The 25,493-nt window shown below is 59.8% G+C and carries 22 protein-coding genes and 1 pseudogene; 12 read left to right on the top strand and 11 right to left on the bottom strand.

The window, feature by feature from the left end; all coding sequences use genetic code 11:
- Positions 1 to 29: 29 nt before the first annotated feature.
- From rsfS to ahcY, 7 genes and pseudogenes are all read left to right on the top strand, one after another.
- Positions 30 to 380 (top strand): ribosome silencing factor, encoded by a 351-nt coding sequence (rsfS, locus tag NQ559_RS01685; RefSeq protein ID WP_018695221.1) that lies wholly within the window; start codon positions 30 to 32, stop codon positions 378 to 380.
- 8 nt (positions 381 to 388) lie between these two features.
- Entirely contained in the window at positions 389 to 2,497 is a 2,109-nt protein-coding gene (gene ftsH, locus NQ559_RS01680; RefSeq protein ID WP_051087671.1) for an ATP-dependent zinc metalloprotease FtsH, read from the top strand.
- 24 nt (positions 2,498 to 2,521) lie between these two features.
- Complete coding sequence (locus NQ559_RS01675) at positions 2,522 to 3,370, top strand: phosphatidate cytidylyltransferase (RefSeq protein WP_026318249.1); 849 nt, start codon at positions 2,522 to 2,524, stop codon at positions 3,368 to 3,370.
- A 21-nt stretch (positions 3,371 to 3,391) separates the two neighbouring features.
- Positions 3,392 to 4,063, top strand: coding sequence for a phosphatidylserine decarboxylase family protein (locus NQ559_RS01670; protein ID WP_018695224.1), 672 nt, complete (start codon positions 3,392 to 3,394; stop codon positions 4,061 to 4,063).
- Positions 4,064 to 4,078: 15 nt separating this feature from the next.
- The gene (locus NQ559_RS01665) at positions 4,079 to 5,185 is read left to right on the top strand and encodes an AI-2E family transporter (RefSeq protein WP_018695225.1); all 1,107 of its coding nucleotides are present in this window, start codon (positions 4,079 to 4,081) and stop codon (positions 5,183 to 5,185) included.
- A pseudogene (locus NQ559_RS01660) lies at positions 5,185 to 5,475 on the top strand (riboflavin kinase); the annotation flags it as partial. The gene NQ559_RS01665 and the pseudogene NQ559_RS01660, both read left to right, overlap by 1 nt.
- A gap of 81 nt (positions 5,476 to 5,556) precedes the next feature.
- Complete coding sequence (ahcY, locus tag NQ559_RS01655; protein WP_026318250.1) at positions 5,557 to 6,966, top strand: adenosylhomocysteinase; 1,410 nt, start codon at positions 5,557 to 5,559, stop codon at positions 6,964 to 6,966.
- 396 nt (positions 6,967 to 7,362) lie between these two features.
- Here ahcY and NQ559_RS01650 read toward each other — a convergent pair whose 3' ends face one another.
- From NQ559_RS01650 to panC, 4 genes are all read right to left on the bottom strand, one after another.
- Positions 7,363 to 10,263: a M16 family metallopeptidase gene (locus NQ559_RS01650; protein ID WP_026318251.1), complete on the bottom strand. Its 2,901-nt coding sequence runs from the start codon at positions 10,261 to 10,263 to the stop codon at positions 7,363 to 7,365.
- 11 nt (positions 10,264 to 10,274) lie between these two features.
- Positions 10,275 to 10,787 carry a DUF456 domain-containing protein gene (locus NQ559_RS01645; RefSeq protein ID WP_026318252.1) on the bottom strand — a complete coding sequence of 171 codons (513 nt, stop codon included), beginning with the start codon at positions 10,785 to 10,787 and terminating at the stop codon, positions 10,275 to 10,277.
- Between the two features lie 119 nt (positions 10,788 to 10,906).
- Entirely contained in the window at positions 10,907 to 11,266 is a 360-nt protein-coding gene (gene panD / locus NQ559_RS01640; RefSeq protein WP_018695229.1) for an aspartate 1-decarboxylase, read from the bottom strand.
- A complete protein-coding gene (gene panC, locus NQ559_RS01635) occupies positions 11,266 to 12,102 on the bottom strand; it encodes a pantoate--beta-alanine ligase (protein WP_018695230.1) in 837 nt (278 codons plus the stop codon). The genes panD and panC overlap by 1 nt, the downstream gene beginning before the upstream one ends.
- A 354-nt stretch (positions 12,103 to 12,456) precedes the next feature.
- Between panC and NQ559_RS01630 the strand changes: the two genes are divergently transcribed.
- The gene (locus NQ559_RS01630) at positions 12,457 to 13,116 is read left to right on the top strand and encodes a porin family protein (RefSeq protein WP_026318253.1); all 660 of its coding nucleotides are present in this window, start codon (positions 12,457 to 12,459) and stop codon (positions 13,114 to 13,116) included.
- A 98-nt stretch (positions 13,117 to 13,214) separates the two neighbouring features.
- On the opposite strand, the gene NQ559_RS01625 is transcribed toward NQ559_RS01630, so the two are convergent.
- On the bottom strand, positions 13,215 to 15,278 hold the full coding sequence (locus NQ559_RS01625) for a glycoside hydrolase family 127 protein (protein ID WP_018695232.1): 2,064 nt from the start codon (positions 15,276 to 15,278) through the stop codon (positions 13,215 to 13,217).
- Between the two features lie 257 nt (positions 15,279 to 15,535).
- Here NQ559_RS01625 and NQ559_RS01620 point away from each other — a divergent pair, with 257 nt between their 5' ends.
- Positions 15,536 to 17,551, top strand: coding sequence for a dipeptidyl-peptidase 3 family protein (locus tag NQ559_RS01620; protein ID WP_412094105.1), 2,016 nt, complete (start codon positions 15,536 to 15,538; stop codon positions 17,549 to 17,551).
- Between the two features lie 130 nt (positions 17,552 to 17,681).
- On the opposite strand, the gene NQ559_RS01615 is transcribed toward NQ559_RS01620, so the two are convergent.
- From NQ559_RS01615 to NQ559_RS01590, 6 genes are all read right to left on the bottom strand, one after another.
- On the bottom strand, positions 17,682 to 19,220 hold the full coding sequence (locus tag NQ559_RS01615) for a family 43 glycosylhydrolase (RefSeq protein ID WP_026318254.1): 1,539 nt from the start codon (positions 19,218 to 19,220) through the stop codon (positions 17,682 to 17,684).
- A gap of 187 nt (positions 19,221 to 19,407) precedes the next feature.
- A complete protein-coding gene (gene rd / locus NQ559_RS01610) occupies positions 19,408 to 19,572 on the bottom strand; it encodes a rubredoxin (RefSeq protein ID WP_018695235.1) in 165 nt (54 codons plus the stop codon).
- A 139-nt stretch (positions 19,573 to 19,711) separates the two neighbouring features.
- Positions 19,712 to 20,251 (bottom strand): PH domain-containing protein, encoded by a 540-nt coding sequence (locus tag NQ559_RS01605; protein WP_018695236.1) that lies wholly within the window; start codon positions 20,249 to 20,251, stop codon positions 19,712 to 19,714.
- Positions 20,235 to 20,945, bottom strand: coding sequence for a 2-C-methyl-D-erythritol 4-phosphate cytidylyltransferase (locus tag NQ559_RS01600; RefSeq protein WP_018695237.1), 711 nt, complete (start codon positions 20,943 to 20,945; stop codon positions 20,235 to 20,237). Before NQ559_RS01600 ends, NQ559_RS01605 begins: the two co-directional genes overlap by 17 nt.
- Positions 20,930 to 21,586 (bottom strand): pyridoxamine 5'-phosphate oxidase family protein, encoded by a 657-nt coding sequence (locus NQ559_RS01595; protein WP_018695238.1) that lies wholly within the window; start codon positions 21,584 to 21,586, stop codon positions 20,930 to 20,932. The genes NQ559_RS01600 and NQ559_RS01595 overlap by 16 nt, the downstream gene beginning before the upstream one ends.
- Before the next feature lie 8 nt (positions 21,587 to 21,594).
- Positions 21,595 to 22,890, bottom strand: coding sequence for a M23 family metallopeptidase (locus tag NQ559_RS01590; RefSeq protein ID WP_018695239.1), 1,296 nt, complete (start codon positions 22,888 to 22,890; stop codon positions 21,595 to 21,597).
- Positions 22,891 to 23,036: 146 nt separating this feature from the next.
- Here NQ559_RS01590 and lpxK point away from each other — a divergent pair, with 146 nt between their 5' ends.
- From lpxK to NQ559_RS01575, 3 genes are read left to right on the top strand one after another with little or no spacing between them, the layout of a single operon-like run.
- Positions 23,037 to 24,080 (top strand): tetraacyldisaccharide 4'-kinase, encoded by a 1,044-nt coding sequence (gene lpxK, locus NQ559_RS01585; protein ID WP_018695240.1) that lies wholly within the window; start codon positions 23,037 to 23,039, stop codon positions 24,078 to 24,080.
- Positions 24,064 to 24,870, top strand: coding sequence for a purine-nucleoside phosphorylase (locus tag NQ559_RS01580; protein WP_022332309.1), 807 nt, complete (start codon positions 24,064 to 24,066; stop codon positions 24,868 to 24,870). The genes lpxK and NQ559_RS01580 overlap by 17 nt, the downstream gene beginning before the upstream one ends.
- A gap of 3 nt (positions 24,871 to 24,873) precedes the next feature.
- Complete coding sequence (locus NQ559_RS01575; RefSeq protein ID WP_018695242.1) at positions 24,874 to 25,362, top strand: single-stranded DNA-binding protein; 489 nt, start codon at positions 24,874 to 24,876, stop codon at positions 25,360 to 25,362.
- Positions 25,363 to 25,493 lie beyond the last annotated feature (131 nt).

Genomic DNA, 25,493 nt, shown 5'->3' with positions numbered 1-25,493 from the left:
GCAAGGTTATAGACACCTATTGACTATTTATGGATAAACTGATCGAAACTATCGTTGGTGCGATTGAAGATAAAAAGGGTAAGAATATTGTATCGCTCGACCTCTCGGGGTTCGACGGGGCGATATGCTCCCGTTTCATTGTGTGCAACGCCGATTCCACGACGCAGGTGGGAGCCATCGCCGCGGGTATCGAAGAGAAGGTGCTCGAAGTGCTGGGCGAAAAGGTCTGGCGTATCGAGGGGCAGCAGAATGCCGTGTGGATCGCCATGGACTATGTGGACGTGGTGGTGCACATTTTCCAGACCGAACTGCGCGGGTTTTACCGGCTCGAAGAGTTGTGGGCCGATGCGCCGATGACCAAATATGAATACGAAGAGTAATTTTTAATATGGCAAATCAACGTAAGAACAATAATAAGATGAATATGAACATGTCGCGACCGTCGATGCTCTGGCTCTACGGTCTGATCGGCGCGTTCATTATCGGCTACTACGTCTTCGGGGATGTCAACGACACGCCCGTGTCCAGCGACTGGACTACCGTCGAGCAGATGGTCGAAAAGGGCGAGGTGGAGAAGATCCTGATCGTCAACCGCGACCAGGCCCAGGTGTTCCTGAAAAAGGAGGCAATCGCGCAGTACCGCAGGGATACGGTGGACGAACGCTTCCGCCGGTTGCCCGAGACGGGCGTGCAGCTCCTCTTCACGATCGGGTCGGTCGACTCGTTCCGTGAAGACCTGAAAGTCGCCGAGCAGCAGTCCGGGCAGGTCGTCCCCGTGGCCTATAAAAACGAGACCAACGACTGGACGAACGTGCTGATCAACCTGCTGCCGTGGGTGGTGATTATCGGTGCGTGGTTCTTCATCATGCGGTCGATGTCGCGCGGTGCCGGAGGCGGTGCGGGCGGCGGCATCATGAACGTGGGCAAGGCCAAGGCGCAGGTGTTCGACAAGGATAACTCCAAGCGCGTCACGTTCAAGGATGTGGCCGGGCTGGAGGAGGCCAAGGTCGAGATCATGGAGATCGTGGATTTCCTCAAGAAGTCCGACAAATATAAGGAACTGGGTGCCAAAATCCCCAAGGGGGCGCTGCTCGTAGGCCCTCCGGGGACGGGTAAGACCTTGCTGGCGAAGGCCGTCGCAGGCGAGGCCAACGTGCCGTTCCTCTCGATTTCGGGTTCCGACTTCGTCGAGATGTTCGTCGGCGTGGGCGCCTCGCGTGTCCGCGACCTTTTCGAGCAGGCCAAGCAGAAGGCGCCGTGCATCGTCTTCATCGACGAGATCGACGCCATCGGCCGCGCCCGTGGCAAGAATGCCGGGTTCTCGGGCAACGATGAGCGGGAGAATACGCTCAACCAGCTCCTCACGGAGATGGACGGCTTCCAGACCAATACGGGCGTGATCGTCCTTGCGGCCACGAACCGTGCCGACATCCTCGACAAGGCGCTGATGCGCGCCGGCCGTTTCGACCGCCAGATCGAGGTGGGATTGCCCGACGTCAAGGAACGTGAGGAGATTTTCAACGTCCACCTGCGTCCGCTGAAGCTCGATCCTCAGCTCGACCGGTCGTTCCTGGCCCGCCAGACCCCCGGATTCTCGGGTGCCGACATTGCAAATGTCTGCAACGAAGCAGCGCTGATCGCTGCGCGCCACAACAAGAAATTCATTTCGAAGGAGGACTTCCTGGCAGCCATCGACCGCATCGTGGGCGGCCTCGAACGCAAGAATAAGATCATCACCGACGAGGAAAAGCGTGTGATCGCCTATCACGAGGCGGGCCACGCCACGGTGAGCTGGATACTCGAGAATGCCAGCCCGCTGATCAAGGTGACGATCATCCCGCGCGGCAAGGCGCTCGGCGCAGCCTGGTACCTGCCCGAAGAGCGGCAGATCACCACGCGCGAGCAGATGATGGACGAGCTGGCCGCCACACTCGGCGGACGTGTTTCGGAGCAGCTGACCTTCGGCGAAATATCGACCGGGGCGCTCAATGACCTGGAACGTGTCACCAAGCAGGCCTATGCCATGGTAGCCTATTATGGCATGAGCGAAAACGTCGGGACGCTGAGCTATTACGATTCCACGGGGCAGAGCGACATGGCGTTCACGAAGCCCTATTCGGAACTGACCGCGCAGCAGATCGACGCCGAGGCCAAACTCGTCATCGGGAAGGCTTACGAGATGGCCGAGAAAGTGCTCCGTGAGCATGCCGACGGCCTGAAAGAGCTGGCCGAACTGTTGTTGGAGCGCGAAGTGGTCTTCACCGAGGACGTGGAGCGTATCTTCGGCCGCCGCAAGAAGGACATCCTGCGTGAGCAGAAGGAGGCCGAGGCCAAAGCCAAGGCTGACGGGGCCGCCGTGAAGGGGGAGCCCGAGGCTTCTGCAGCCCCGGCGGCGAAGCCCGCCCCGGAAGAGGCCGCTCCCGCGGTTGCGCAGACGGAGACGCCCGAAGCCCCTGCCGACGGCAATACGGCCGCCGCGATTTCCAAGACCGAATAAGACGAACCTAACCCGCATTAACTGATGAATGAAACTATGAAGAACCTCGTGGTACGCACGCTGAGCGGCCTTGTCCTGGCAGCGGTGGTACTGGGGGCGATCGTCTGGTCGCAGTGGAGCTTCGGCGCGCTGCTCGCGGTGCTGCTCGTGGGCGGCATGTACGAGTTCTATGCGCTGGCCGGGAAACAAGGCAATGCGCCGCAGAAAGTCGTAGGGCTTGTTGCGGGTGTTGTGCTTTTCGTGCTCAATTTCGCGTTCGTCTCGGACGACATCGAGATTCTCGGCGACGCCCGGCAGGCCTTCGGCTGCGGGCTGGCGTTCCTGTTGCTGCTCCTGCCCGCCATGTTCATCTGCGAACTCTACCGCAGGGGTGAAAACCCGGCCTCCGGGATCGGCACGACGATCATGGGAATCTGCTACGTGGCATTGCCCCTGTCGCTGATGTGCTATATCCCGATCGTCGGCAGCGATACCTGGAACCCGTGGATCATGGTCGCCTATATCTTCATCATCTGGGCCAACGACGTCTTCGCCTACCTGGTGGGGATGTCCGTCGGACGCCACCGCCTTTGCGAACGCCTTTCGCCCAAGAAATCCTGGGAGGGGTTCTTCGGCGGGATCGCCGGTGCCGTCGTCATGGGCATCGTGGCTGCACGGATGCTGGACGGGAATATGTGGGTCTGGGCCGGTCTGGCACTGGTTGCCGCCGTTTCGGGCGTGCTGGGCGACCTGGTGGAGTCGATGTTCAAGCGGGCTGCCGGCGTTAAGGATTCGGGGCGGCTGATCCCCGGCCACGGCGGGGTGCTCGACCGTTTCGATGCCATGCTGCTCTCGGCGCCGTTCGTATTCGTCTATATGCTTTTTGTGATGTAACTGCAAACCTAAAAAAGAGTTATGAGGATAAATAAGGAAGGCTACAAGATTATCTGTATCTCGGGTGCCGTCTGTGTATTTATATTTTGGCTGATCTATCACCTGCTGGTCAGCGATTCGAATATTTCGCTGTTGTGGGTGAGCGCCGTGCTTTTGCTGTTGTTCTGGTTCTTTATCGTCGCGTTTTTCCGGGAACCCCGCCGTGTGCGGATACACGATGCCGATCTGGTTTTCTCCCCCTGCGACGGCCGCGTGGTCGTGACGGAGGTCGTGAAGGAAACCGAATACCTGAACGAGGAGATGTTGCAGATCTCGATCTTCATGTCCGTGACCAATGTCCATATGAACTGGGTGCCGGTCGGGGGCACGGTCGAGTATTTCAAATACCATCCGGGGCGTTTTCTGGTGGCATGGCATCCCAAGTCGTCGACCGAGAACGAACGCACGACGACCGTCGTGAGGATGGCCTCCGGCCGGAAGGTGCTTTTCCGCCAGATTGCGGGCCTGATTGCACGCCGCATCATCTCCTACATGAAAGTCGGTGAGCCCGTGGAGCAGAACAGCGTCTGCGGCTTCATCAAATTCGGCTCGCGCGTCGACGTCCTGGTACCCAAGGACAGCGAACTGCTGGTCGAGATCGGCGATCCGGTCGTGGGTTCGCAGACCCCCATCGCACGCCTGCATAAGATTTAACCCCTCTTTCGAAGGATGAAAACGACTCCCCAGACCTTCCTGAAGTTCATCGCGGGCGCGGCCGTAGCTGCGGCCGTCCTCTTTCTGGTCTGGTATTTCAGTTCGATCGTCGTATACATACTCATATCCGCCGTGCTGGCCGTCATGGGCAATCCGCTCGTGAAACGCCTCGCGGCGCTGCATATCAAGGGCTGGAAGGTACCCCGCTGGCTGGCTGCGCTGGTGACGCTGATCGTCATCTGGGTGGTGCTGGCCACGCTGTGCTCGCTGTTCGTGCCGCTTGTGTTCAATAAGATTTACCAGCTGTCGAACCTCGATTTCGCCGCCGTCGTGCAAAGCATCGAGGAGCCGATAGCCCAGGCACAGGGATACCTGCATGAGTTCTTCGCCGTGCCCGAAAGCACGTTCTCCCTCTCGGAGGCGCTCGCATCGGCGCTCAAGCAGATTATCGACATCGAATCGCTCAATTCGGTGTTCTCCTCGATCGTCAACGTGGTGCTCTCGTCGGTCATCGCCATTTTCTCCATTACGTTCATCACCTTCTTTTTCCTCCGGGACGAAGGGTTGTTCTATGCCATGGTGACGGCCATGTTCCCCGAGCGTTACCACGAGAATATCACCCGCGCACTCGATTCCGTCACGCTGCTGCTGGCCCGCTACTTCACGGGTATCCTCTCGGAAAGCCTGATGCTGATGGTCGCCGTGTCGCTCACGATGATGGCCTTCGGCATGAAGGCGGCCGACGCTGCGTTCATCGGCCTTGTGATGGGCGTGATGAACGTGGTGCCCTATGCCGGGCCGCTGATCGGCGGTATCGTTTCCGTCTTCGTGGGTATCGTAACCCCGATCGGGGGGATGACCGTGGGGCATACTGCTTTTATAATCGCAGGTTCGCTGCTGATCCTCAAGGGAATCGACGATTTCGTGTTGCAGCCGACGCTCTATTCCGAGCGTGTCAAGGCCCATCCGCTCGAAATCTTCCTCGTAATCCTCATCGCCGGGTCGATGGCCGGAATCCTCGGCATGCTGTTGGCAATCCCTTCCTATACCGTACTGCGTGTCTTTGCCAAGGAGTTCTTCTCGCAGTTCCGGCTGGTGCGTAAACTGACCGAGAAAATCTGATGGCCGGGGTGACGATAGAGGGCGTAGTGGAACACGGACGCCGGCTCGGGCGCGAGTTGGGATTCCCGACGGCAAACATGGCTGTGCCGGATTCCGTGACGGCCGCGGACGGAGTCTATTACTCCCGCGTGGAGGTGGACGGGACGCGTTACGATGCGATGTCCAACCTGGGCAGCAACCCTTCGGTCGGCGGAGCCGTCCGCCATCTGGAAACCCATATCTTCGGGTTCGGAGGTTCGCTCTACGGCCGTACGCTGCGCGTGGAACTGGTGCGTAAGATCCGTGACGAACGTCGTTTCGCGACGATCGGGGAGCTGCGGGCGCAGATCGCCAGGGACAAGGAATATATATTGGAATTAAAAGATAATACTATGTATTTGGATTTGACAATGCCCTACAAGGTGGCCGACATGTCGCTGGCCGAGTGGGGCCGTAAAGAGATCGAGATCGCCGAGCACGAGATGCCGGGACTGATGGCCGTGCGCCGCAAATACGGCCCGCAGAAGCCGCTGGAAGGCGTGCGCGTGATGGGGTCGCTGCACATGACCATCCAGACTGCCGTGCTCATCGAGACGCTCGTCGAGCTGGGCGCCGACGTGCGCTGGTGCTCGTGCAACATCTTCTCGACGCAGGATCATGCCGCCGCGGCCATCGCCGCGGCCGGGGTTCCGGTCTTCGCCTGGAAAGGCGAAACCCTGCCCGAATACTGGTGGTGCACCGCCATGGCGCTTTCCTTCCCCGGCGGCAAGGGCCCGCAGCTGATCGTGGACGACGGCGGCGACGCCACGCTGCTGATCCACAAAGGGTACAAGGCCGAGAACGATGCTTCGACACTCGACTACGAGCCTTCGTCCTACGAGGAGGAGGTGATCCTCGGCACGCTCAGGACGATCCTTGCCGAAGACAAGGACAAATGGCACCGCACGGTGGCCGAGTGGAAGGGTGTGAGCGAGGAGACCACTACGGGCGTACACCGCCTCTACCAGATGCAGGAGGCCGGCGAGCTGCTCGTCCCGGCCATCAATGTCAACGACTCCTGCACCAAGTCGAAGTTCGACAACCTCTACGGCTGCCGCGAGTCGCTGGCCGACGGCATCAAGCGCGCCACGGACGTGATGATCGCCGGCAAGGTGGTCGTGGTCTGCGGCTACGGCGACGTGGGCAAGGGCTGTGCCCGTTCGATGCGTTCGTACGGCGCACGTGTCATCGTGACCGAGATCGACCCGATCTGCGCCCTGCAGGCCGCCATGGAAGGCTTCGAGGTCAAGACCGTCGAGAGCGCACTCCCCGAAGGTAATATTTACGTCACCTGCACGGGCAACTGCGACATCATCACGCTGGAGCACATGGAGAAGATGCGCGACCAGGCGATCGTTTGCAACATCGGCCACTTCGACAATGAAATCCAGATGGCGCGCCTCGAAAAATCGGGGGCCGTCAAGACCAATATCAAACCGCAGGTCGATAAGTTCACCTTCCCCGACGGACACTCGATCTTCGTGCTGGCCGAAGGCCGTCTCGTGAACCTGGGCTGTGCGACGGGGCACCCCTCGTTCGTGATGTCGAACTCCTTTACGAACCAGTGCCTTGCGCAGATGGAGCTGTGGCAGGAGAACCTCGAAGTGGGCGTGTACCGCCTGCCCAAGCACCTCGACGAGGAGGTGGCACGCCTGCATCTGGACAACCTCGGCGTGGAACTCACGCACCTCACCAGGAAACAGGCCGACTATATCGGCGTAGACCCCGACGGCCCTTACAAAGCCGAGCATTACCGCTATTAACGGCTGGAGGCTGCCGTGGGCTTCGGGGCTGTCCCCGGCGAAACGGGAAGTTTCCTGCGGCCGTCCGGTTTCTGGCCGGGCGGGAAGTCAAGACCTGTTGTTTTACGATTCCACCCCTGTCGGAAAAACCTTCGGCAGGGGTGTTTTCCTTTCCCAGTGGCTTGCGTTCCCGGCGTTTTCCGTTCCCGGCGTTTTCCGTTCCCGGCGTTTTCCATTCCCGGCGGCTTGCATTCCCGGCGGCTTGTGTTCCCGGCGGTTTCGTTCGCGGCGTTTCCGCTCAGGATGTTTTATTTCCCGCCGGCTTGCCGGACTGCCCGTTTTGTACTTTGGCCGGGAGCGGGCACGAAAAAGCCGCCGGGGAACCGGCGGCTTTCGTTATCCTGGAGCAGGGGCGGTTTAGTACCCGAAAATCTCCTCCTGTGTCACGGTCTGGATCGGGCCGAGGGTCTTGAGGTAGTTCAGGTCGAGATCCTGGATGTCGCCCAGAATGCCGTAGACGTATTTGCGTCCTTTCACCCACTTTTCCTGTGCGGCCTTGACATCGGCGAGCGTCATCTGCTGCGCCTTCTCGAAGATTTGCTTTCCGCGCGGCTCCGTCAGGCCGAGGTCGCGCATGCGGATGTAGCTCCACAGTACGCCGTCCTTCACCGTGCGCTCGGTGCGCAGGCGCGAGATAAGGGCCTCCTTGGCGATGCTGAACGCCTTTTCCGATTCGGGCATGTTGTTGATGATCTCGTCGAATGCCTCGATGGCCTTCTGCATCTTGTCGTTCTGCGTGGCGATGAAGGCCATGTAGTAATAGTCGCCCTTGGCGTTGGTCGGGATGGCGAGGTTGGCCCATGCCGAGTAAGCCAGGCCGCGGGCTTCGCGCATCTCCTGGAAGACGATGGTGTTCATGCCTCCGCCGAAATACTCGTTGTAGAGGGTGATCTGCGGGTCGGCTGCGAGGTCGAATTTCTCGCCGCGGTTCGAATACTGCATGTAGTAGAGCTGCTTGGCGTCGTACTGGGCAAGCATGACCTTGTTTTCATCGGTGGGTTGCAGCGTGCTGAACTTTTTTTCCAGCGGCTGGAGGTCGGCTGCCACCTTGTGGTGCGCGGCCAGGGCGGCTTTCACTTCGGCCTCGTCCTGCGGGCCGTAGTAGAGCACCTCGTGCTGCTTGCCCATCAGGTCGCCGATCTTTGCGAGCAGCTGTTCCGAGGTCAACCCCTGCAATGCCGGGTCGGTGAGCGTGGTGCGGCGGATGAAATCGCTGCCGTAGATCATGTAGCGCTGGAGCGCCCCGAAGCAACGGCTCTGGTTGAGCTTGGCGTCGGCGCGGCTCTTTATCATGTCGCCCTTGAGGTTTTGCAGGATCTCCTCGTTGGGCTGCGCCCCGGCGATCAGCCCTTCGACGATTTCCATCGCCTTACCCATGTTCTCGCTCAGGCCCGATATCTCGATCCAGCTCTGGTTGGTTCCGGCGCTCAGGCCGAACGAGCAGGCGATGGCGTACATCTCCGATGCGATCTGCTCGGCGCTCATCTTGTCCGTTCCGAGGTAGCTCAGGTAGTCGAAGGCGAGGTTGAGTGCCGGGTCGTTCTCCGTACCCGTGTTGAATACGTAGATCAGCGTGAAGATGTCGTTGGTTTCGTTTTTCTTATACAGCACGTTAACGCCCTTCTGCGCCTCGAACTGCGACATGTCCTTCTTGTAGTCCACGAATACCGGCTCGATAGGCTCGACCTTCGAGTTCTGTATCTCGGTGAGGAACTCGCTCTGCGAGTCGCGGTTGGTCACGATCGGCGTGATCTTCGGGGCTGCGATCTTCTGCTCGTTGGGGTCTTTGCCTTCACGCTTGTAGACGATGGCATAACTTTCGGGGCCGAGGTATTTGTTGGCCCAGTCCACGACGTCCAGCTTGGTGATCTTCGACATGCGGTCGAGCTGCTGCACTTCGTCGGCCCAGTCTGCGCCGTTGATGAACGAGTAGACGTAGAGCATCGCGCGGCTTTCGTTTTCTTCGAACGAACGCATCATCTGCATCTTGTAATTGTTGATGGTCGCCTCGATCAGGCTTTCGTCGAAATCCCCGTTGCGCAGCTTGGCCACTTCGGACAGCAGCATGTCGCGTACTTCGTCGAGCGACTGCCCGGCCTTCGGGCGGCCTGCTACCAGGAACGTCCCGTAATCGGGCTGCGACGATGCGTAGCCGTATGCCGAAAGCACCTTCTGCTGCTGGTTGAGGTCGAGGTCGATCAGTCCGGCCTGGCCGTTATAAAGTACCGAGCCCACGATGTTCGCCACGTCGGTCGACGGGTCGGTCGCACCCGGCAGGCGCCATCCCAGCATCACATTGGCGGCTTCCAGCCCGTATACCTCCTTCACTACGGGAGTCGTGATCGGCTGTTCGGGCTCGAAGTGCAGTTTCGGCAGGTTGGGGTTCGGCTGCATGTCGCCGAAGTATTTTTCGATCGTGGCGACCACTTCGTCGGGATCGAAGTCTCCCGATACGCAGACGGCCATGTTGTTGGGCACGTAGTAGGTCTTGTGGTAATTCTTGACATTGGTGATCGAGGGGTTCTTCAGGTGTTCCTGTGTACCCAGTACGGTCTGCGTGCCGTAGGGATGGTGGGGGAACAGGGCGGCGTCCATGGCCTCCCAGACTTTGCGGCTGTCGCGCGTCAGCGACATGTTCTTCTCCTCGTAGATGGTCTCCAGCTCGGTGTGGAAGCCGCGGATCACGGGGTTTTTGAAACGGTCGGCCTGGATCTTGGCCCAGTTGTCGATCTCGTTCGAAGGGATGTCCTCGACGTATACGGTCATGTCCTGCGACGTGAAGGCATTGGTGCCGTTGGCGCCTATGGCTGACATCAGTTTGTCGTACTCGTTGGGGATGGCGATCTTCGAAGCCTCGTAGCTGACCGAGTCGATGCGGTGGTAGATCGCCGCGCGCTCGGCTTCGTCGGTCGTCTTGCGGTAAACCTCGAAGAGGTTTTCGATTTGGTCGAGCATCGGTTTCTCGGCTGCGAAATCCGATGTGCCGAACTGCTGCGTGCCCTTGAACATCAGATGTTCGAAATAGTGCGCCAGCCCGGTGGTCTCGGCCGGGTCGTTCTTGCCGCCCACATTCACGGCGATGTAGGTCTGGATACGCGGCGTCTCCTTGTTGACGCTCATGTAGACCTTCAGCCCGTTGTCCAGGGTGTAGATTTTGGTGTTCAACGGGTCGCCCTTCACTGTTTCGTACTTGTACTTGGAACAAGCCGCGGCCAGCATCGCTGCGATGACTACCGCAAAGAGTAAGAGTTTTTTCATTATCGAAAGGGTTAAAATAGAGTTGCGAACCAGTCCCGCACGGCGGGGTATGTGTCGGCCGTGACATGTATGAGCATCCCGACGGCGGCTACGACCTTGAGCCCCGTGCCGACGATGAATGAGAGGAAGGAACCGAAACCCACGAGGATCGCCTTCGGGAAGTCCCCGCGGTCGTTGAGCAATTCCCCCGCCACGGCGCCGACGAACGGCCCCAGGATGATGCCTATGGGCGGGAAGATGAAAAATCCGGCGAATACGCCGACCGTGGCCCCGATGGCGCCCGCCCGCGAGCCGCCGAATCTGCGGGTCATCCACGCAGGCAGGAAATAATCGGCCACACTGACGGCCACGGTGATGGCCAGCCATATCCATAGGGCCGATGCCGACATATGCGAATAGGAGGTGAAATAGGCGCACAGAAGCCCTGCGTAACTGAGCACCACGCCCGGCAGGGCGGGGACGATACAGCCGATGATGCCGACGATCGTGAACAGGAATGCAAGTACGGAAAGCGCGATGTCCATATATCCGGGATAAAAAAGACCGTTAACATCGACAAATATAAACATTTATAGCAAAAAAATCTCCCTTTAGGGGAGATTTTTTACTTTTCCGGCCTTTCCGGCCGGCGGTTCCGGATGCGTTATCCGATCAGATGGTTGGTAGCCGTGTCGGGGAAGATGACCCAGGGTTTGAACTGCTTGGCATCCTCGAAATCCATCAGCGCATAGGATGCGATGATGATGACGTCGCCCACCTGTACTTTGCGTGCGGCGGCGCCGTTGAGGCAGATACAGCCGCTTGCGCGTTCGCCCTTGATGACATAGGTTTCGAAACGCTCTCCGTTGTTGATGTCCATGATCTGGACTTTCTCGCCCTCGATGATGTTGGCGGCTTCCAACAGCGCCTCGTCGATGGTGATGCTCCCCACGTAATTCAGGTCGGCCTGTGTGACCGTCACGCGGTGGATTTTGGATTTGATGACTTCAATCTGGAATTTCATTATCGGATACGGATGTTGTCGATTAAACGAATATCTCCTGCCTGTACTGCGATGCAGCCCTGGATGCGGGGGGAGTCGTCCCAGGCGGCGACCTCCTGCATCGTCCGTGCGTCGACCGACTGGTAATAGATGACCTTCAGCAACGGGTTGCGTTCCACCTCGGCCGTGACCCACTCCTTGAGTCGTGCGGGAGCCATCTCTTGCGATTGGGCCACTGAGGCGCGCAGCGTGGCGTAGATGTGCGGCGCTGCGGCCCGGTGCGCTGCATCGAGCAGCGTGTTGCGCGACGAGAGGGCCAGCCCGTCTTCGCCGCGGACGATCGCGCATTCGACGATCTCGATGGGAAGCGCCAGCTGGGCCACCATCGACTTGATGACGGCGATCTGCTGGAAATCCTTTTCCCCGAAATAGGCGCGTGCGGGGCGCACGATGTCGAACAGGCGGCTGACGACCTGCGCTACGCCGTTGAAATGGCCGGGGCGCGTGGCGCCCTCCATCACCTTGTCGATCAGTCCGAAATCGAACTGCCGGGTGTCGGGCTGGGGATATATCTCCTCGACCGTGGGCATCAGCACGAAATCCGCCCCGGCCTCTTCCAGCAGGCGGGCATCGGCCTCCGGCGTGCGGGGGTAATGCTTCAGGTCGTTTTTGTCGTTGAACTGCGTGGGGTTTACGAAGACGCTCACCACGACGGTGCCGTTTTCCCGCCGGGCACGCTCCACGAGCGAGCGGTGTCCTGCATGCAGGGCACCCATCGTCGGTACGAAGCCGATTCCCGACTGCTCCGCCTTGTCCAGCTCTGCACGGAGCTCCTTGACACTTTCAAATACTTTCATCCTTTCTTGATGCGAGTTGTGCGGGCAAAGGTAGAAATTCCATCAGACATAACGAAGAAAAAAGTCGGAAAAATAAGCCGTATCTTTTTCTTATGCGCACCATGCCGTTCCGAAATCCCGGTTTTCCGGCCTCGGAGGCGGATGCGGTTCTGTAAAATGCGGCTTTCGTGTGAAAAAGGGTGGCATTCATTGATTTTATTTCCGGATATCGCATAATGCGCCTATATTTACAACCGATGAAACAATGGCGGGGTACCCGCTTCCCGTTCCGGAATGGAAACGGGCGCGGCGGTTCCCTATTCCGGCAATCCAAACTTAAACGCCTCACGGGAGCCGGGGCATAATTTTAAAGTTATGAAGAAATTTATTCTTTGTTTGCTGGCCGTTGCCGCCGGCATGTCAGCATTCGGCCAGGGCCGCGTGATGGGAGTGCGCGCCGGACTGAATGTGACCAGCATCGACCTGAGCGCGGGCAGTAACAGCTTCTCGTTCGACTCGCGTGCGTCGTACAATGTGGGCTTTGCCTACCAGCAGCCGTTGCTGCGGACGCTGCCGCTCTACCTGGAAACGGGCCTTTACCTGACGGGACGCGGCGGATCGGTCAATGCCTCCAATTTCGATCTGGGATTCGACGAGGAGTTGTCCGGCAAGGTGAAGTTCAATATGCTCTATTTGCAGGTGCCCGTCGTGGTCAGCTGGCATTTCAATGTCAGGAGCGTTTCGATACAGCCCCTGGCGGGTGTCTTCTATGGGTTCGGTATCCATGGCAAGGCGAAGTTCAAGGGCGAGAAGGCCGACCTGTTCAAGTCCACCGACCTGGGGGATGGCGCCGAGGAGGAAGCGATGTTCAAACGCTCCGACCTGGGCCTGCGCTTCGGTGCCAACGTGACGTTCAAAAAGCATTACAATGTCAGCCTCGGGTATGACCTGGGCCTGCTGAACATCCTGAAGGATGCCGACGAGGTCAAGGCCAAGAACGGCAGCTTCTTCGTTTCGCTGGGTTACAACTTCTGATCCCGGGAACGGGCGGCCGGATGGCGGCCGGAAATAAAAAAGCACCGGAAGGCGTCGAACCTTTCCGGTGCTTTTTTGTGCCCGCGCTGTTCGGGTTGTCAGCGGGTCGGCAGCCAGACGCGGTAGCCGCCGTTTCCCCGGTTGCCGAAGGCGTAGTAGGGGATGGCCGTGAAGGTGCTCTTCGCGCCCTTGCCGTCGATGGCCGTTCCCGTGATGACCGGCGTGCCGTCCATCAGGTCGCTGCGGTATCCGAGTTCCATGCTGCCGGCCGTGTCGAGCCTCAGCCGGGCGTAATCCGCGTTGTCCGCCTGCTCGATGCAGTATACCAGCGGCCCGGCCGCGATGGCGGCCATGCCGTCCAGCTCCCGGGCGGCTTTATGTGCCCGGACGAGGCGCGGCGCGACGGGAAGTTCCAGCACGATGCGGTCTGCGGGGTTCCAGACCCGGTCGAGGAGGGCATACCCTTTGTCGAGGCGGATTTCGACCGGGGTGCCGTTCACCGAGAGCACCGGCGCGGCCGGGCTTTCGGATACGTACAACCCGAACGGGTTTTCCTCGCCGCGGGCCCAGCCCGGGATACGTACCTTCACGGTGAAGCGTGCCGCCTTTTCGGGCGTAAGCGTGAGGACGACCTTTCCGTCCACGGGGTATCGGGTCTGCTGCCGGACATGCACCTGCATGTCGCCGAGCGCGATGTCGGCATCGCTGCCGATGAACAGGTTGACATAGACCGTCCTGTCGTCCCGGGCGTAGATGAATTCGGGGGTCGCCGAGACTATCTTGAGGAACATCGGCGGGCAGCAGGGGCAGGGGTGCCATTCCCAGCGTTCGCTGCGGTCGGTGTTGAGAGGGTTCTGGTAGGTATACTGCCTGCCCGAGGCGGCGACGCCAGCCAGCACGTTGTTGTATAGCGCGCGTTCGAATTCATCCATGTATTTCGCGTCGCCCGTGAGCTGGTTCATCGCCTGGCTGAAGAACCCCACACCTACGGCGGCGCAGGTTTCCAGATAGGCGTCGGTGGGCAGGTAGTAGTCGTGGCCGAACTTTTCGTCGAAATGCACTGCCCCGACACCGCCCGTGACGAAGAGTTTTTTTCCGGCCATGTCGTCCCACCAGCGTTTCGCCGTGGCGATGTAGTCCGCATTGCCGTTCTCATAGGCCGCCGCGGCGATGCCCGTCGCCAGCAGGGTGGCCCTCACGGCGTGCCCGACGATGGCGGGCTGGTCGAATACGCGGATCGAGTCCTGCGCGTAATCGCCCCATGCGGGCCGTGCTTCGGGGCCGAATTCCGCGGTGTAGAGCTCCTCGTGGATCCACCGCTCCGCGCTGTCGTTGCCCCACGTGCCCCACAGCGGATAGCCGCAGTGCACGCCGCGGTTGCCGATCCAGAACTCGGCCAGCCGGAGGTAGTCGCCGGCTGCGGACTGCGCCCCGGTTTGCGCGCGCAGGCCGGGGCGGTCACGGTAGAGCTTGTAGAGTTTTACCAGGGCCTCCTCGGGGCCCGAGTGCGCCGGGACGATATTCTTTTTCGGGGCGGGCCCCATCGTTCGCACCATGTAGTCCGCCATGCGCGTGGCGACTTTCAGCAGCCTGTCGTCCCCCGTGGCTTCGTAATAGTGTACCCCGGCTTCGATGAGCATGCCGGCGTTGTAGACGTCGTGCTGCATGCGCAGAAACCCGCCGTTCGCGCCCCAGCGGTGGTTGTCCTCCGTTAGCTGGGTGTTGGTGCCGACGAACCCGTCCGGATCGCTCTTTTGTGCCGCTTCGATGCGGGCGATGTAACCGTCTACACGGGCTTTGAGCGCCGGGTCGGGACGTTGTGCCAGCAGGTCGGATATCCCCCGGATCGTCTCGTACACCAGCCCGTCGTACCAAGGCGGCCCCGCGTGGCGGCCGATATCGCGGGCGCCCGATGCTACGAGGTCGAAATTTTCGAAAGCGTCGACGCCGCACGCGAAATGCGCCGGGTCGTTCCCTTCGAACTTGTCGAGCATGTCGCCGACGGTGACATGTTCCCATTTTTCATAGCGGGGGCTCCAGAAGGCGTCTTCGACCCGGACGCTTCCGGCCTCCAGCGGCCGGATTTTTGCAGTCCCGGAGTCCCGGTTGCACCCTGCGGCCAGGAGCGGCAGGGCCAGAAGTGCGGTTTTGATAGGTTTCATCAATGTGGGTTTATGTTGTTTCCGAATTTTTCCGGCATGGTGCGTGCTTTGTGGACAAATATAAATAAAATTTCGTCATACTGGTACGAACTGGTATGTTTTTTTGAGAATAATGCCCGAATGGCAAGCGCTGCCGGGTGCGGCGGGGAGGTGCGTTTGCCGGCACATATTGTATATGTGTCCATGCGTATATTCGTCCGTATGCGGCTTTTTCGCAAAAAAACCGTATATTTCGGGGAAATTCAAACCCGAACGACATGAAAAATTTATTTACACTGACATCTATGACTGTTACCGCTGTTGCACTGACTTCGTGCTGCGGGGCATCGAAGAGCGAAGCCCCGTGGATCGTCGACCGTTTCGACGACATCAAGGTCATCCGTTACGAAGTCCCTGGTTTCGAGCAGCTTCCGCTTGCGGAGAAGGAACTGGTCTATTACCTCGCCGAGGCTGCCAAGTGCGGCCGGGACATCCTTTTCGACCAGAATTTCAAATACAACCTCGCCGTGCGCCGTACGCTCGAAACGGTTTACGAGAACTACCGGGGCGACCGCTCGGCGGCCGAATGGAAGGCCTTGGAGAAATACCTGAAAAAGGTGTGGTTCGCCAACGGCATTCATCACCACTATTCGAACGACAAGTTCGTCCCCGAGTTCACCGAAGGTTACCTGCTCGACGTGATAGAGACGATCCCCGAGGAAAAGTTCGGCGACCTGAACCCGCTGCGCGGCGAGGTCTGCAAGGCTATCTTCGATCCGGCGCTCTATAAAACGCGCCTGAACCAGACGGCGGGCGAAGACCTGATCGCCACCTCGTCGAACAACTACTACGAGGGCGTGACGCAGGCCGAGGTCGAGAAATTCTACGCCGACATGGTCGACCACAACGACCCGGAACCGATCTCCTACGGCCTGAACTCCAAGCTGGTGAAGGAGAACGGCGTCCTGAAGGAGCGCGTATGGAAGGTCGGCGGCATGTATTCGCCCGCCATCGAGAAGATCGTCTACTGGCTCGAAAAAGCGCAGGCCGTGGCCGCCGAACCGCAGAAAAGCAATATCGCAGCGCTGATCGAATATTACAAGACCGGCGACCTGCGCGAGTTCGACCGCTATAATATCGGCTGGGTGAAGGACACCGTGTCGAACGTCGACTTCGTGAACGGCTTTATCGAGGATTACGGCGATCCGCTCGGCCGCAAGGCTTCGTGGGAGGGCATCGTGAATTTCATGGACAAGGAGGCCTGCCACCGTACGGAGGTGATTTCGGATAACGCGCAGTGGTTCGAAGACCATTCGCCCGTTGCTCCCGCCTACCGCAAGGAGAAGGTGAAGGGCGTTTCGGCCAAGGTCATCACGGTGGCGATGCTGGGCGGCGACTGCTATCCCGCCACGCCCATCGGCATCAACCTTCCCAATGCCGACTGGATCCGCAAGGAATACGGTTCGAAGTCGGTCACGATCGACAACATCACCTATGCCTACGACATGGCCGCCCACGGCAACGGCTTCAACGAGGAGTTCGTGCTGCGTGCCGGGGACCGCGAGGTGATGGACAAGTACGGCAAACTGGCCGACGACCTGCATACCGACCTGCACGAGTGTCTGGGGCACGGTTCGGGACAGTTGGCGCCGGGCGTGAAGGGCAACGAGTTGAAGAGTTACAGCTCGACGCTCGAGGAGACCCGCGCCGACCTCTTCGGCCTCTACTACCTGGGTGACCCGAAGATGGTGGAACTGGGGCTGGTACCCTCGTTCGACGTGGCGAAGGCCGGCTATGCGAAATATATCCTGAACGGCATGATGACCCAGCTGGCGCGTATCGAGCCGGGCAAGAACGTCGAGGAGTCGCACATGCGTAACCGCAAGCTGATCTGCGAGTGGTGCTATGAGCGCGGCAAGGCCGACAACGTGATTGAGATGGTTCGGGAAAACGGCAAAACGTATGTCGTGGTCAACGATTACGAAAAACTGCGCCGACTGTTCGGCGACATGCTCCGCGAGGTGCAGCGCATCAAGTCCGAAGGCGACTACGAGGCCGGCAAGGCGCTTGTCGAGCGGTATGCCGTCCAGGTCGATCCCCAGCTGCACCGGGAGGTGCGCGACCGTTACTATGCACTCGGCATCGAACCTTACGGCGGCTTCGTGAACCCCGAGTTCGAACTTGTCGAAAAGGACGGCAGGGTGGTCGATGTGAAAATTTCCTATCCGGCGAACTACGTCGAGCAGATGCTCGGCTATTCGAAGAACTATTCTTTCCTGCCCAATATCAATTGACGGGCGCAGTCCCGGAAGAGAAAGCCGCCCCGAACAATTCGGGGCGGCTCTTTTTATCGGAAAGTTCCGGCCGGGATTCTGCCGTGCTTCCGCAGAGGGCTTGCCTTGCGGAAGGGGGCTGCAATTTCTCTCAGCGGTTGGTCATCCGCATGTATTCGAATTCGGCCGCCTGGCCTTCCGGCCCCTGGTAATACAATCCCGGGCGTGCTACGCGATCCCATTGCAGCAGGTCTTCGGCACCTACGGGCAGGTTCTCCACTTGTTTCCAGGTGTGTCCGTCGGTACTGTACCCGAATGCTGCGGGGGCATTCCCCCGTACCTCGATGCGCAGGTAGACCGGCAGGTGCGCCCCGATCTGCCCGGAGCTGCCCAGCAGCGTTTCCCTGCCGTCCTTGTAGAGCTTCAACAATACCTCGTCGCCCTGCAATCCCCATACGAGGAGGTTCGCTGCATCCCCGTATACCGTGAGCCCGCTCCATCCTGCGTTGCGGTCGGAGAGTGCCGTTTCGAGCGTATAGTCGGGGCTTACGGCCCTCAGGCAGAGCGCCGTGCCGGTTTTTACGCCCTCTTTGGGCCGCCCGCCCAGGCAGAGGCGCCCGTCGGCAAGCTCGATCTCGGGCGTCGCGTAAGGATAGTTCCACGTCCATTCGGGTCGGAGCCGGTCGGCCGTGAAGTCATCCGCGAAATCGAATACGGGCTGCTGTGCCATGCCGGCAAAAGGTATCGGCTGCGTCAGGGATGCTGTTTCCCCGCCCCGGAAATGAAGCCACAGGTCATCGCCCAGGACGATCTGCTGCAACATCGGCTGGCGTCCCAGAAAGAAATTCTCACCGGCCAGATAGGCGTGGCAGAGGTAGAACATCCTCCCGTCGGGCGTCGTCGTGATGGTGCCGTGCCCGATGGACTGGACATCGCCGCCGCCGTGCAGGATCGGGTTCCCGGCGTAACGCTCGTAGGGGCCCCGCAGGTTTTTCGAGCGGGCGACCGCCACGGCGTAGTCGCTCCCAGGGCCGCAGCAGCCGTTTATGGAGTAGACGATGTAATAGTAATCGCCGATTTTCAGCCAGTGCTGCCCTTCCATGCCCTGCCGTTTGTCGTCGCGCAGCAGCGTGAAGGGTTCCCCCGCCATGCGCAGCCCGTCGTCCGAGATTTTGCAGGCCAGGAGTTCGATCGGCCTTGGGTCGAGTCCGTAGGCTTTCCACGAGATATACAGCTCGCCGGCGTCTTCCAGCACGAATGCGTCGATCGCCTCGGTGCCGTACTCGACGATCGGGCCGTGGTCGGTATAGGGGCCTTCGGGTTTGTCGGCCGTGGCGACGCCGATATACGACGTCCCGTCGGTTTTCCGGCGTGCCGTATAATAAGCGTATGTTTTGCCGTTGCGGTGGAAAAGTTCCGGGGCCCAGAACGAGGATCTCGTCCATGCGGGCTGCTGCTCGAACAGGTGCCCGATCTGCCGCCAGTTGACCAGGTCTTTGGAGCGGAACAGCGGGTAGTAGGGGGCCCATTCCGACGAGGTGCCCGTCGCATAATAGGTGTTGTCTACCCGGATGACCGTCGGGTCGGCCATGTCGCCCGCAATGACCGGGTTGCGGAAGGTCGCCTGCTGGGCGCCGGCGCCCATGCAGGTCAGGAGCGAGGCTAAAAGCAATAGATGTTTCATCTGCATGAAATTTTAGGTGTGAGGGGCAGTTCTGCCGACAAATATACACAAAATTTCGGGTGGGAAATACATCGGAATTACATATGTTTGCCCTTATTCGGATGAGACGGCCTGCGTCCGGGCTCCTGCGGTTACAAACGGCAAGGCGCACCCTGCAGGGTGCGCCTTGCCGTTTCTTCGGGGAGGGACGGGATTATTCCGCAACCTCTTCGAACATGTCTTTGCCGACGCCGCAGACGGGGCAAACCCAGTCTTCGGGAATCTCTTCGAACTGCGTTCCGGGGGCGATGCCTCCGTCGGGATCGCCCACTGCGGGGTCGTATACCCACTCACAAACGGTGCAACGGTACTTTTTCATTTCTTCTGGTTTTTAATGCGTTGTTTGTTATTTTTCGTTTTTACGGGCCGTTCCGGCCTCGGTTGCAAATATAAGATCATTTTCCGGAAATACGCAATCCCCGGGCGTCTTCTGTCGACTTTTTGGCCGGATCCCGATACTATTGCGCCTGCTCTTCCTCTTCGTCGTCTTCCGCCGGGCGGTTGCCTCCGGGGGGCATAAGCTCCTCCACGAGGCGGTCGGCATCCGAACACGAGACGTACAGGCGGTCTTCGTAGATATCGGTGATCTCCACGAAGTTTTTCCACTCCGAGGCGTAGAGTTTCACGCGTTCGAACCGCCTGAGGTCGAGGAAATGTCCGTAATAACCGAAGAACCCGCAGCCCCCGAATACCGGGAAGAACCATTTCATCCGCCGAGGGTCGACCCGGCGTACCGAGGCGATTTCGTCGCGGCGGATTTCGGTGATGTCCAGCAGGCAGCGCACCTCGATCTTCTCGTCGGTGACCACAATCCTGCGGGGGATCGATAGCGACATCAGGGCGATGAGCGCCACGATGAACGAGGTGAACCAGGCCGAGAGGTAGCCCCCTTCGTAGAGGTGGTACAACAACCAGCCCAGCAGTACGAAGACCACCAAATAGACCAGCGTCCAGTAGATCGCCCGGCGGCTGAAACGGTATTTATAGGTTTTCTCCATCCGTATCCTCCTCTGTCTTTTCGCGCCCGGCCAGCAGTGCCTCGGCGATGACCATATCTTCGGGGGTCGTGATCTTCAGGTTCGTACGCTCGCCTTCGCACAGAAATACGGCCTCGCCGGCCTGTTCCACGACCGATGCGTCGTCCGTAAATTCGGGGCGGTACTCCGCCTCGTAGGCGCGGCGCAGTATGTCGGCGCGGAATACCTGCGGGGTCTGTACGATGCGCAGGCGGCGGCGGTCGACGATGCGTGAAGCCGTGCCGTCCGTTTCGCGGTACGAATCCACGGCTTCGACGACCGGGATCGCAGTGCCGTGTTCGGCGGCTGCGGCCACCGCACGGCGGATCATGCCGTGCGAGGCCAGCGGTCGTACGCCGTCCTGTACGGCGATCAATTCCGGATCGCGCTTCAGGGCTTTCAGCCCGTTTTTCACCGAATGGAACCGTTCGTCGCCTCCCGTCGTAACCGTGTGTGCCGCGATGTCGAAGCGTGCTGCGAAGTCCTTCCAGAAATCGGCGTGCTCCGCGGGCAGCACCACGACGATCTCTGCCCCGGGCAGCGCCCCGGCGAAATTGTTGATCGTATGGGCCAGGACGGGCAGGCCGCCCAGCATCATGAATTGCTTGGGACGCGAACCTCCCATGCGGGTTCCGCCCCCGCCTGCTACGATGATGACTCCTATCTGTTGTTCCATATCAGTTTTTTTCCGAATCCGAGCGTGTTGTCGGTGAATTTCATAAAGTCGGGCGCGATCGCCCACAGGGTCAGTTCTGCCAGTACGGCATAGGGAAACCGTTTGAGGTATGCCCGCCTCGCCGCCTCGTCGGCCCTTTCGGCTTTACCGCACAATTGCAGCCCCTGGACGCGTCCCACGACCTTCGTTTCGAGTACTACCGAGGCTGCGACACACGGGTTGCGAGCCATCTGCTGCGCATGGTACGTCGCCATGTCCGACGTGAAGATCAGCAAATTGCGTTCCGCATCGTAGCAGTAAAATGCGTTGCTGCAATAGGGCGCTCCCTCGCCGCTCGTCGCCAGCGTCAGCACATGGTGTTTTTTCAGAAACCGTACGATTCGCGCATCGACGCCGGCTTTATGTTTGGCTTCCTGCGCCCCGGTGCTTTCCGCTGTATCCTCCGGATTTCCGGTTTTTTCCGGTATACCGGACTTTTTCCGGGGCGTTCCTGTCTGTTCCCCGGCATTCCCGGGTGCTTTGCCCGTTTCCCGGATGGCTTCCATCCTCGTCCTGCCCCCGGGCCTTTTATCGAACGGTTCCTGATCCCAGCTTTCCGGCATGTCGGCCGGCAGATGTTCCTTGCCTGTCGTTGCGGCCATTTTCCCCGTTATTTCGCTGCCTCCGGTGCTGCCGGCTGCGGGATGACGAGCGAATCGAGCTGCGTGATGCGCTCCCCGTCCTTCACCTCGCCGTTCAGTTCGGCCACGATACGGTCGCGCACGAATTCGAACGTCGCGCGGTTCTCGTTCGAGATCGGTTCGGCCGGTTCCTGGGGGATTTTCAGCGGATTGATCGGCGTGCCGTTTTTCCAGATGCGGTAGTCGAGGTGGGGGCCGGTCGAGGCGCCCGTCGAACCGACGTAGCCGATCAGCTGCCCCTGCGAAACGCGCGAGCCCTTCGAGATGCCCTTGGCATAGCCGCTCAGGTGCAGGTAACCCGTCATCAGGTTGCCGGCATGTTTGATTTTGAGCGTGTTGCCACCGCCGCCGCCCCAGCCCTTGAAGGTCACCACACCGTCGGCTACGGCATGTACGGGCGTGCCTTTCGGCGCTGCGTAATCGACGCCCGTATGCGGCCGGTATACCTTGTAGATCGGATGCTTGCGCGCATAGGTGAACTTCGAACTGATGCGTGTGTATTTCAGCGGCGCCTTGAGCATCTGCTTGCGCAGGCTTCCGCCGTCGTATTCCCAATACTGGATTTTGCCGCCCTGCCGGAAGGGGATGGCGTAGTACTCCTTGCCGCCCTGGCAGAATTTAGCGCCCCAAATGCGGCCGATGCCGGCCGAGATGCTGTCGTCGATGAAGCGCTCGTCATAGATCACCGTGAAATTGTCGCCCTTCTGGATGCCGAAGAAATCGACCGTCCACTGGTAAATGTCCTCCATTTCCGCGGCCAGCGCATAGGGCAGGTGCTCCTCCATGATCGCACCCCACAGCGACGAATTGATCGTGGCGCTCTTCTTGGTGCGGCGTACCGTGAATTCCTTTTCTCCCGTCTGGACGCTGACCGAATCCTCATGGAACCCGAACACCACGTATTGAGACATGTTGCGTTCGTAGACCAGGTAGTCCAGGTGGGGGGCATAGAGCGAATCCTCGTGGATGAAGACGGTGTATTTATGCCCGGCGCGGATGTTGCGCAGCGGGAAAATCTCTTTCGAGGCTTTGTCGAGCCTGTCGACCGTAAGGGCCGAAACGCCGTACCCGTTCAGGATTTTCCCCAGCGTTTCGCCGCTGCCCACCTCGCCCGTTTCGGTGCGGTAGTTGTCGGCGTTGATGCCGTAAACGATATTCTGCGGCGCGGCTTCTTCCTTTTCGGCCGCGGCCTGTTGCGTAGTTCTGTCGCACGCCCCTGCGGCTACGAGCAGCAGGGCGCATATCGGTAATTTAAAACTTCTCATAGACGCAAGCAAAGATATGAAAAAAACGCAGGAATCTCCAATTTTATTATTCCTTTGTCGGTCAGGCCCGAGATTTGCTTTTTTTGTTTTGTGTTCCGGAGATTTATTGCTACCTTTGAAAAATTGTATGGATAAACCGACCCGAAATGTTGAAATGCTTGCTTGCTCCTGCGGCTCTCCTCTATAAGGCGGGGGTGACTTTCCGTCACCGTCTCTTCGACTGGGGTATCCTCAAAAGCGAGAAGTTCGACATCCCGGTCATCTGTATCGGCAACATCACCGTCGGCGGTACGGGCAAAACCCCGATGGCCGAGATGGTGATCGCCTATATGTCGCAGATGCATCGCGTCGCCCTGCTGTCGCGCGGGTACGGCCGTCGTACCAAGGGGTATCTGGAGGTGAAGGCCGACTCCCATTACCGGGATGTGGGCGACGAGCCGCTGCAGATCAAACTCAAATTCCCCGATACGGTGGTGGCCGTGTGCGAGAAGCGTGCCGAAGGGATCCGCCGCATCCGCGCCGAGCACCCCGACGTCGACCTCGTCGTCATGGACGACGGGTTCCAGCACCGCTATGTAGAGCCGAAGGTGAACATCGTGATGATCGACGCCACGCGCCCCGTGCAGCACGACAGGATGCTGCCGCTCGGAACCCTGCGCGACCTGCCCGAAGAACTGCACCGCGCCCACTATTTCGTCGTTACGAAGTGCCCGGAGAAGATGGCGCCCATCGACCGGCGCATCCTGCGCAAGGTGCTGATACAGGTTGCCTACCAGCGGGTCTATTTCACCCGTTTCGAGAGTTTCATGCCGCAGCCGCTCTTCCCGGATGCCGCGCCCGGCGAACCGCTCCTGCAGGGGCAGCAGGTGATCGCGCTTTCGGGCATCGGGAGTCCCAAGCCGTTCCTCGCGGCGTTGCGCGGGAGCTACGGGGTGGTGGCCGAGATGACGCTCGACGACCATCATGTCTACAAGGTACGCGACCTGAACCGCCTGCGCGAATTGCTGGACAAGTTCCCCGGGGCGGTCATCGTGACCACGGAAAAGGATGCCGTAAAACTGACCAACCGCGCGAAGATCCCCGAAGAGATACAGCGCAGGATATACTATTTACCGATAAATATTTCATTCATAGAGGATTCGGCGACGGATTTTCTGCAAAAACTGGAAGAAGATGTTAGAGGAAATTAAAAAAACAGCGGCTTTTATCGACGCCGCCACGAGTTCTTTCGCCCCGGAGGTGGGCATCATCCTCGGCACCGGCCTGGGCGGTTTCGCCGATAAGATCGACACTGCATTCGCCATCGAATACAAAGATATCCCGGGTTTCCCCGTTTCGACCGTCGAGGGGCACAAGGGGCGTATGATCTTCGGCACGGTCGAGGGTCGCAAGGTCGTAGCCATGCAGGGGCGCTTCCACTACTACGAGGGCTACACGATGCAGCAGGTGACTTTCCCGGTGCGCGTCATGCAGCAGCTGGGCATCAAATACCTCTTCGTGTCGAACGCTTCGGGCGGGATCAATACCTCGTTCCGCGTGGGCGACCTGATGGTCATCACCGACCATATCAACCTGATGCCCAACCCGCTGATCGGCCGTAACATCGCCGAGTTGGGGCCCCGCTTCCCGGACATGCACAACTGTTACGACAAGGCGCTGATCGCCAAGGCCACGGCCATCGCCGAGGAGGAGAACATCAAACTCCAGTACGGCGTTTATGTCGGCGGCACGGGCCCGACGTTCGAAACGCAGGCCGAGTACCGTTATTTCAAGAATATCGGCGGCGATGCGGCCGGTATGTCGACCGTGCCCGAGGTGATCGTGGCGCGCCACATGTCGATCCCGGTCTTCGGCGTCTCGGTCATCACCAACTGCGGCCTTTCGGACGAGGTGGGTGACCACGAGGACGTGCAGCGGCAGGGTAAGAAGGCCGGCATCAAGATGGAAGTGCTCTTCAAACGTATGATAAAACAGCTGTAAGATATGGTAAACAAAGTGATTCTGGTGGGCAACGTGGGCATCGACCCCGAAGTCCGCACCACCGAGAGCGGCGTGAAGGTCGCCCGCATCCGCCTGGCCACGACCGAACGCTTGTTCGACCGTCAGGCCAACGAGGCCAAGGAGCACACCGAGTGGCACACGGTCACGCTGTGGCGCGGCCTTGCCGACGTCGTGGACAAATATGTCCGCAAGGGAACCCAGATCTATGTCGAGGGGCGCCTGCGCACCCGCGAGTGGATGGACAAGGATAATAACAAGCGTTATACGACCGAGATACTGGCCGATGTGATGAACCTGCTGGGACGCCGCAGCGACAACCCGGCCTCGGACGGAGCCCCTTCCGGGTATGGTTCGCAACAGCAAGCCCCGGCTTACGGACAACCTGCCCAGGGGGGATCCCAGCAGCCGGCGGCGCAGCAACCCGCCGCGCCGGCCGTTCCGGCAGACGATCCCGACGACCTGCCGTTCTGATGCCGTGAGGTGCGGACGGCGGCATGGCGGGGAGGTGCGGAAAAAGGCACGGGCGTCCCGGCGGTGCCGGTTGTCCTTTTCGAATGTTTTACGCCGCAGCGGGCACGTGTGAGGTGCTTCCGCTGCGGCGA

This window comes from Alistipes onderdonkii (assembly GCF_025145285.1).
Lineage (GTDB): Bacteria > Bacteroidota > Bacteroidia > Bacteroidales > Rikenellaceae > Alistipes > Alistipes onderdonkii.
Note: the sequence above shows the minus strand (reverse complement) of the source record. Positions and strands in the feature narration are given on the sequence as shown.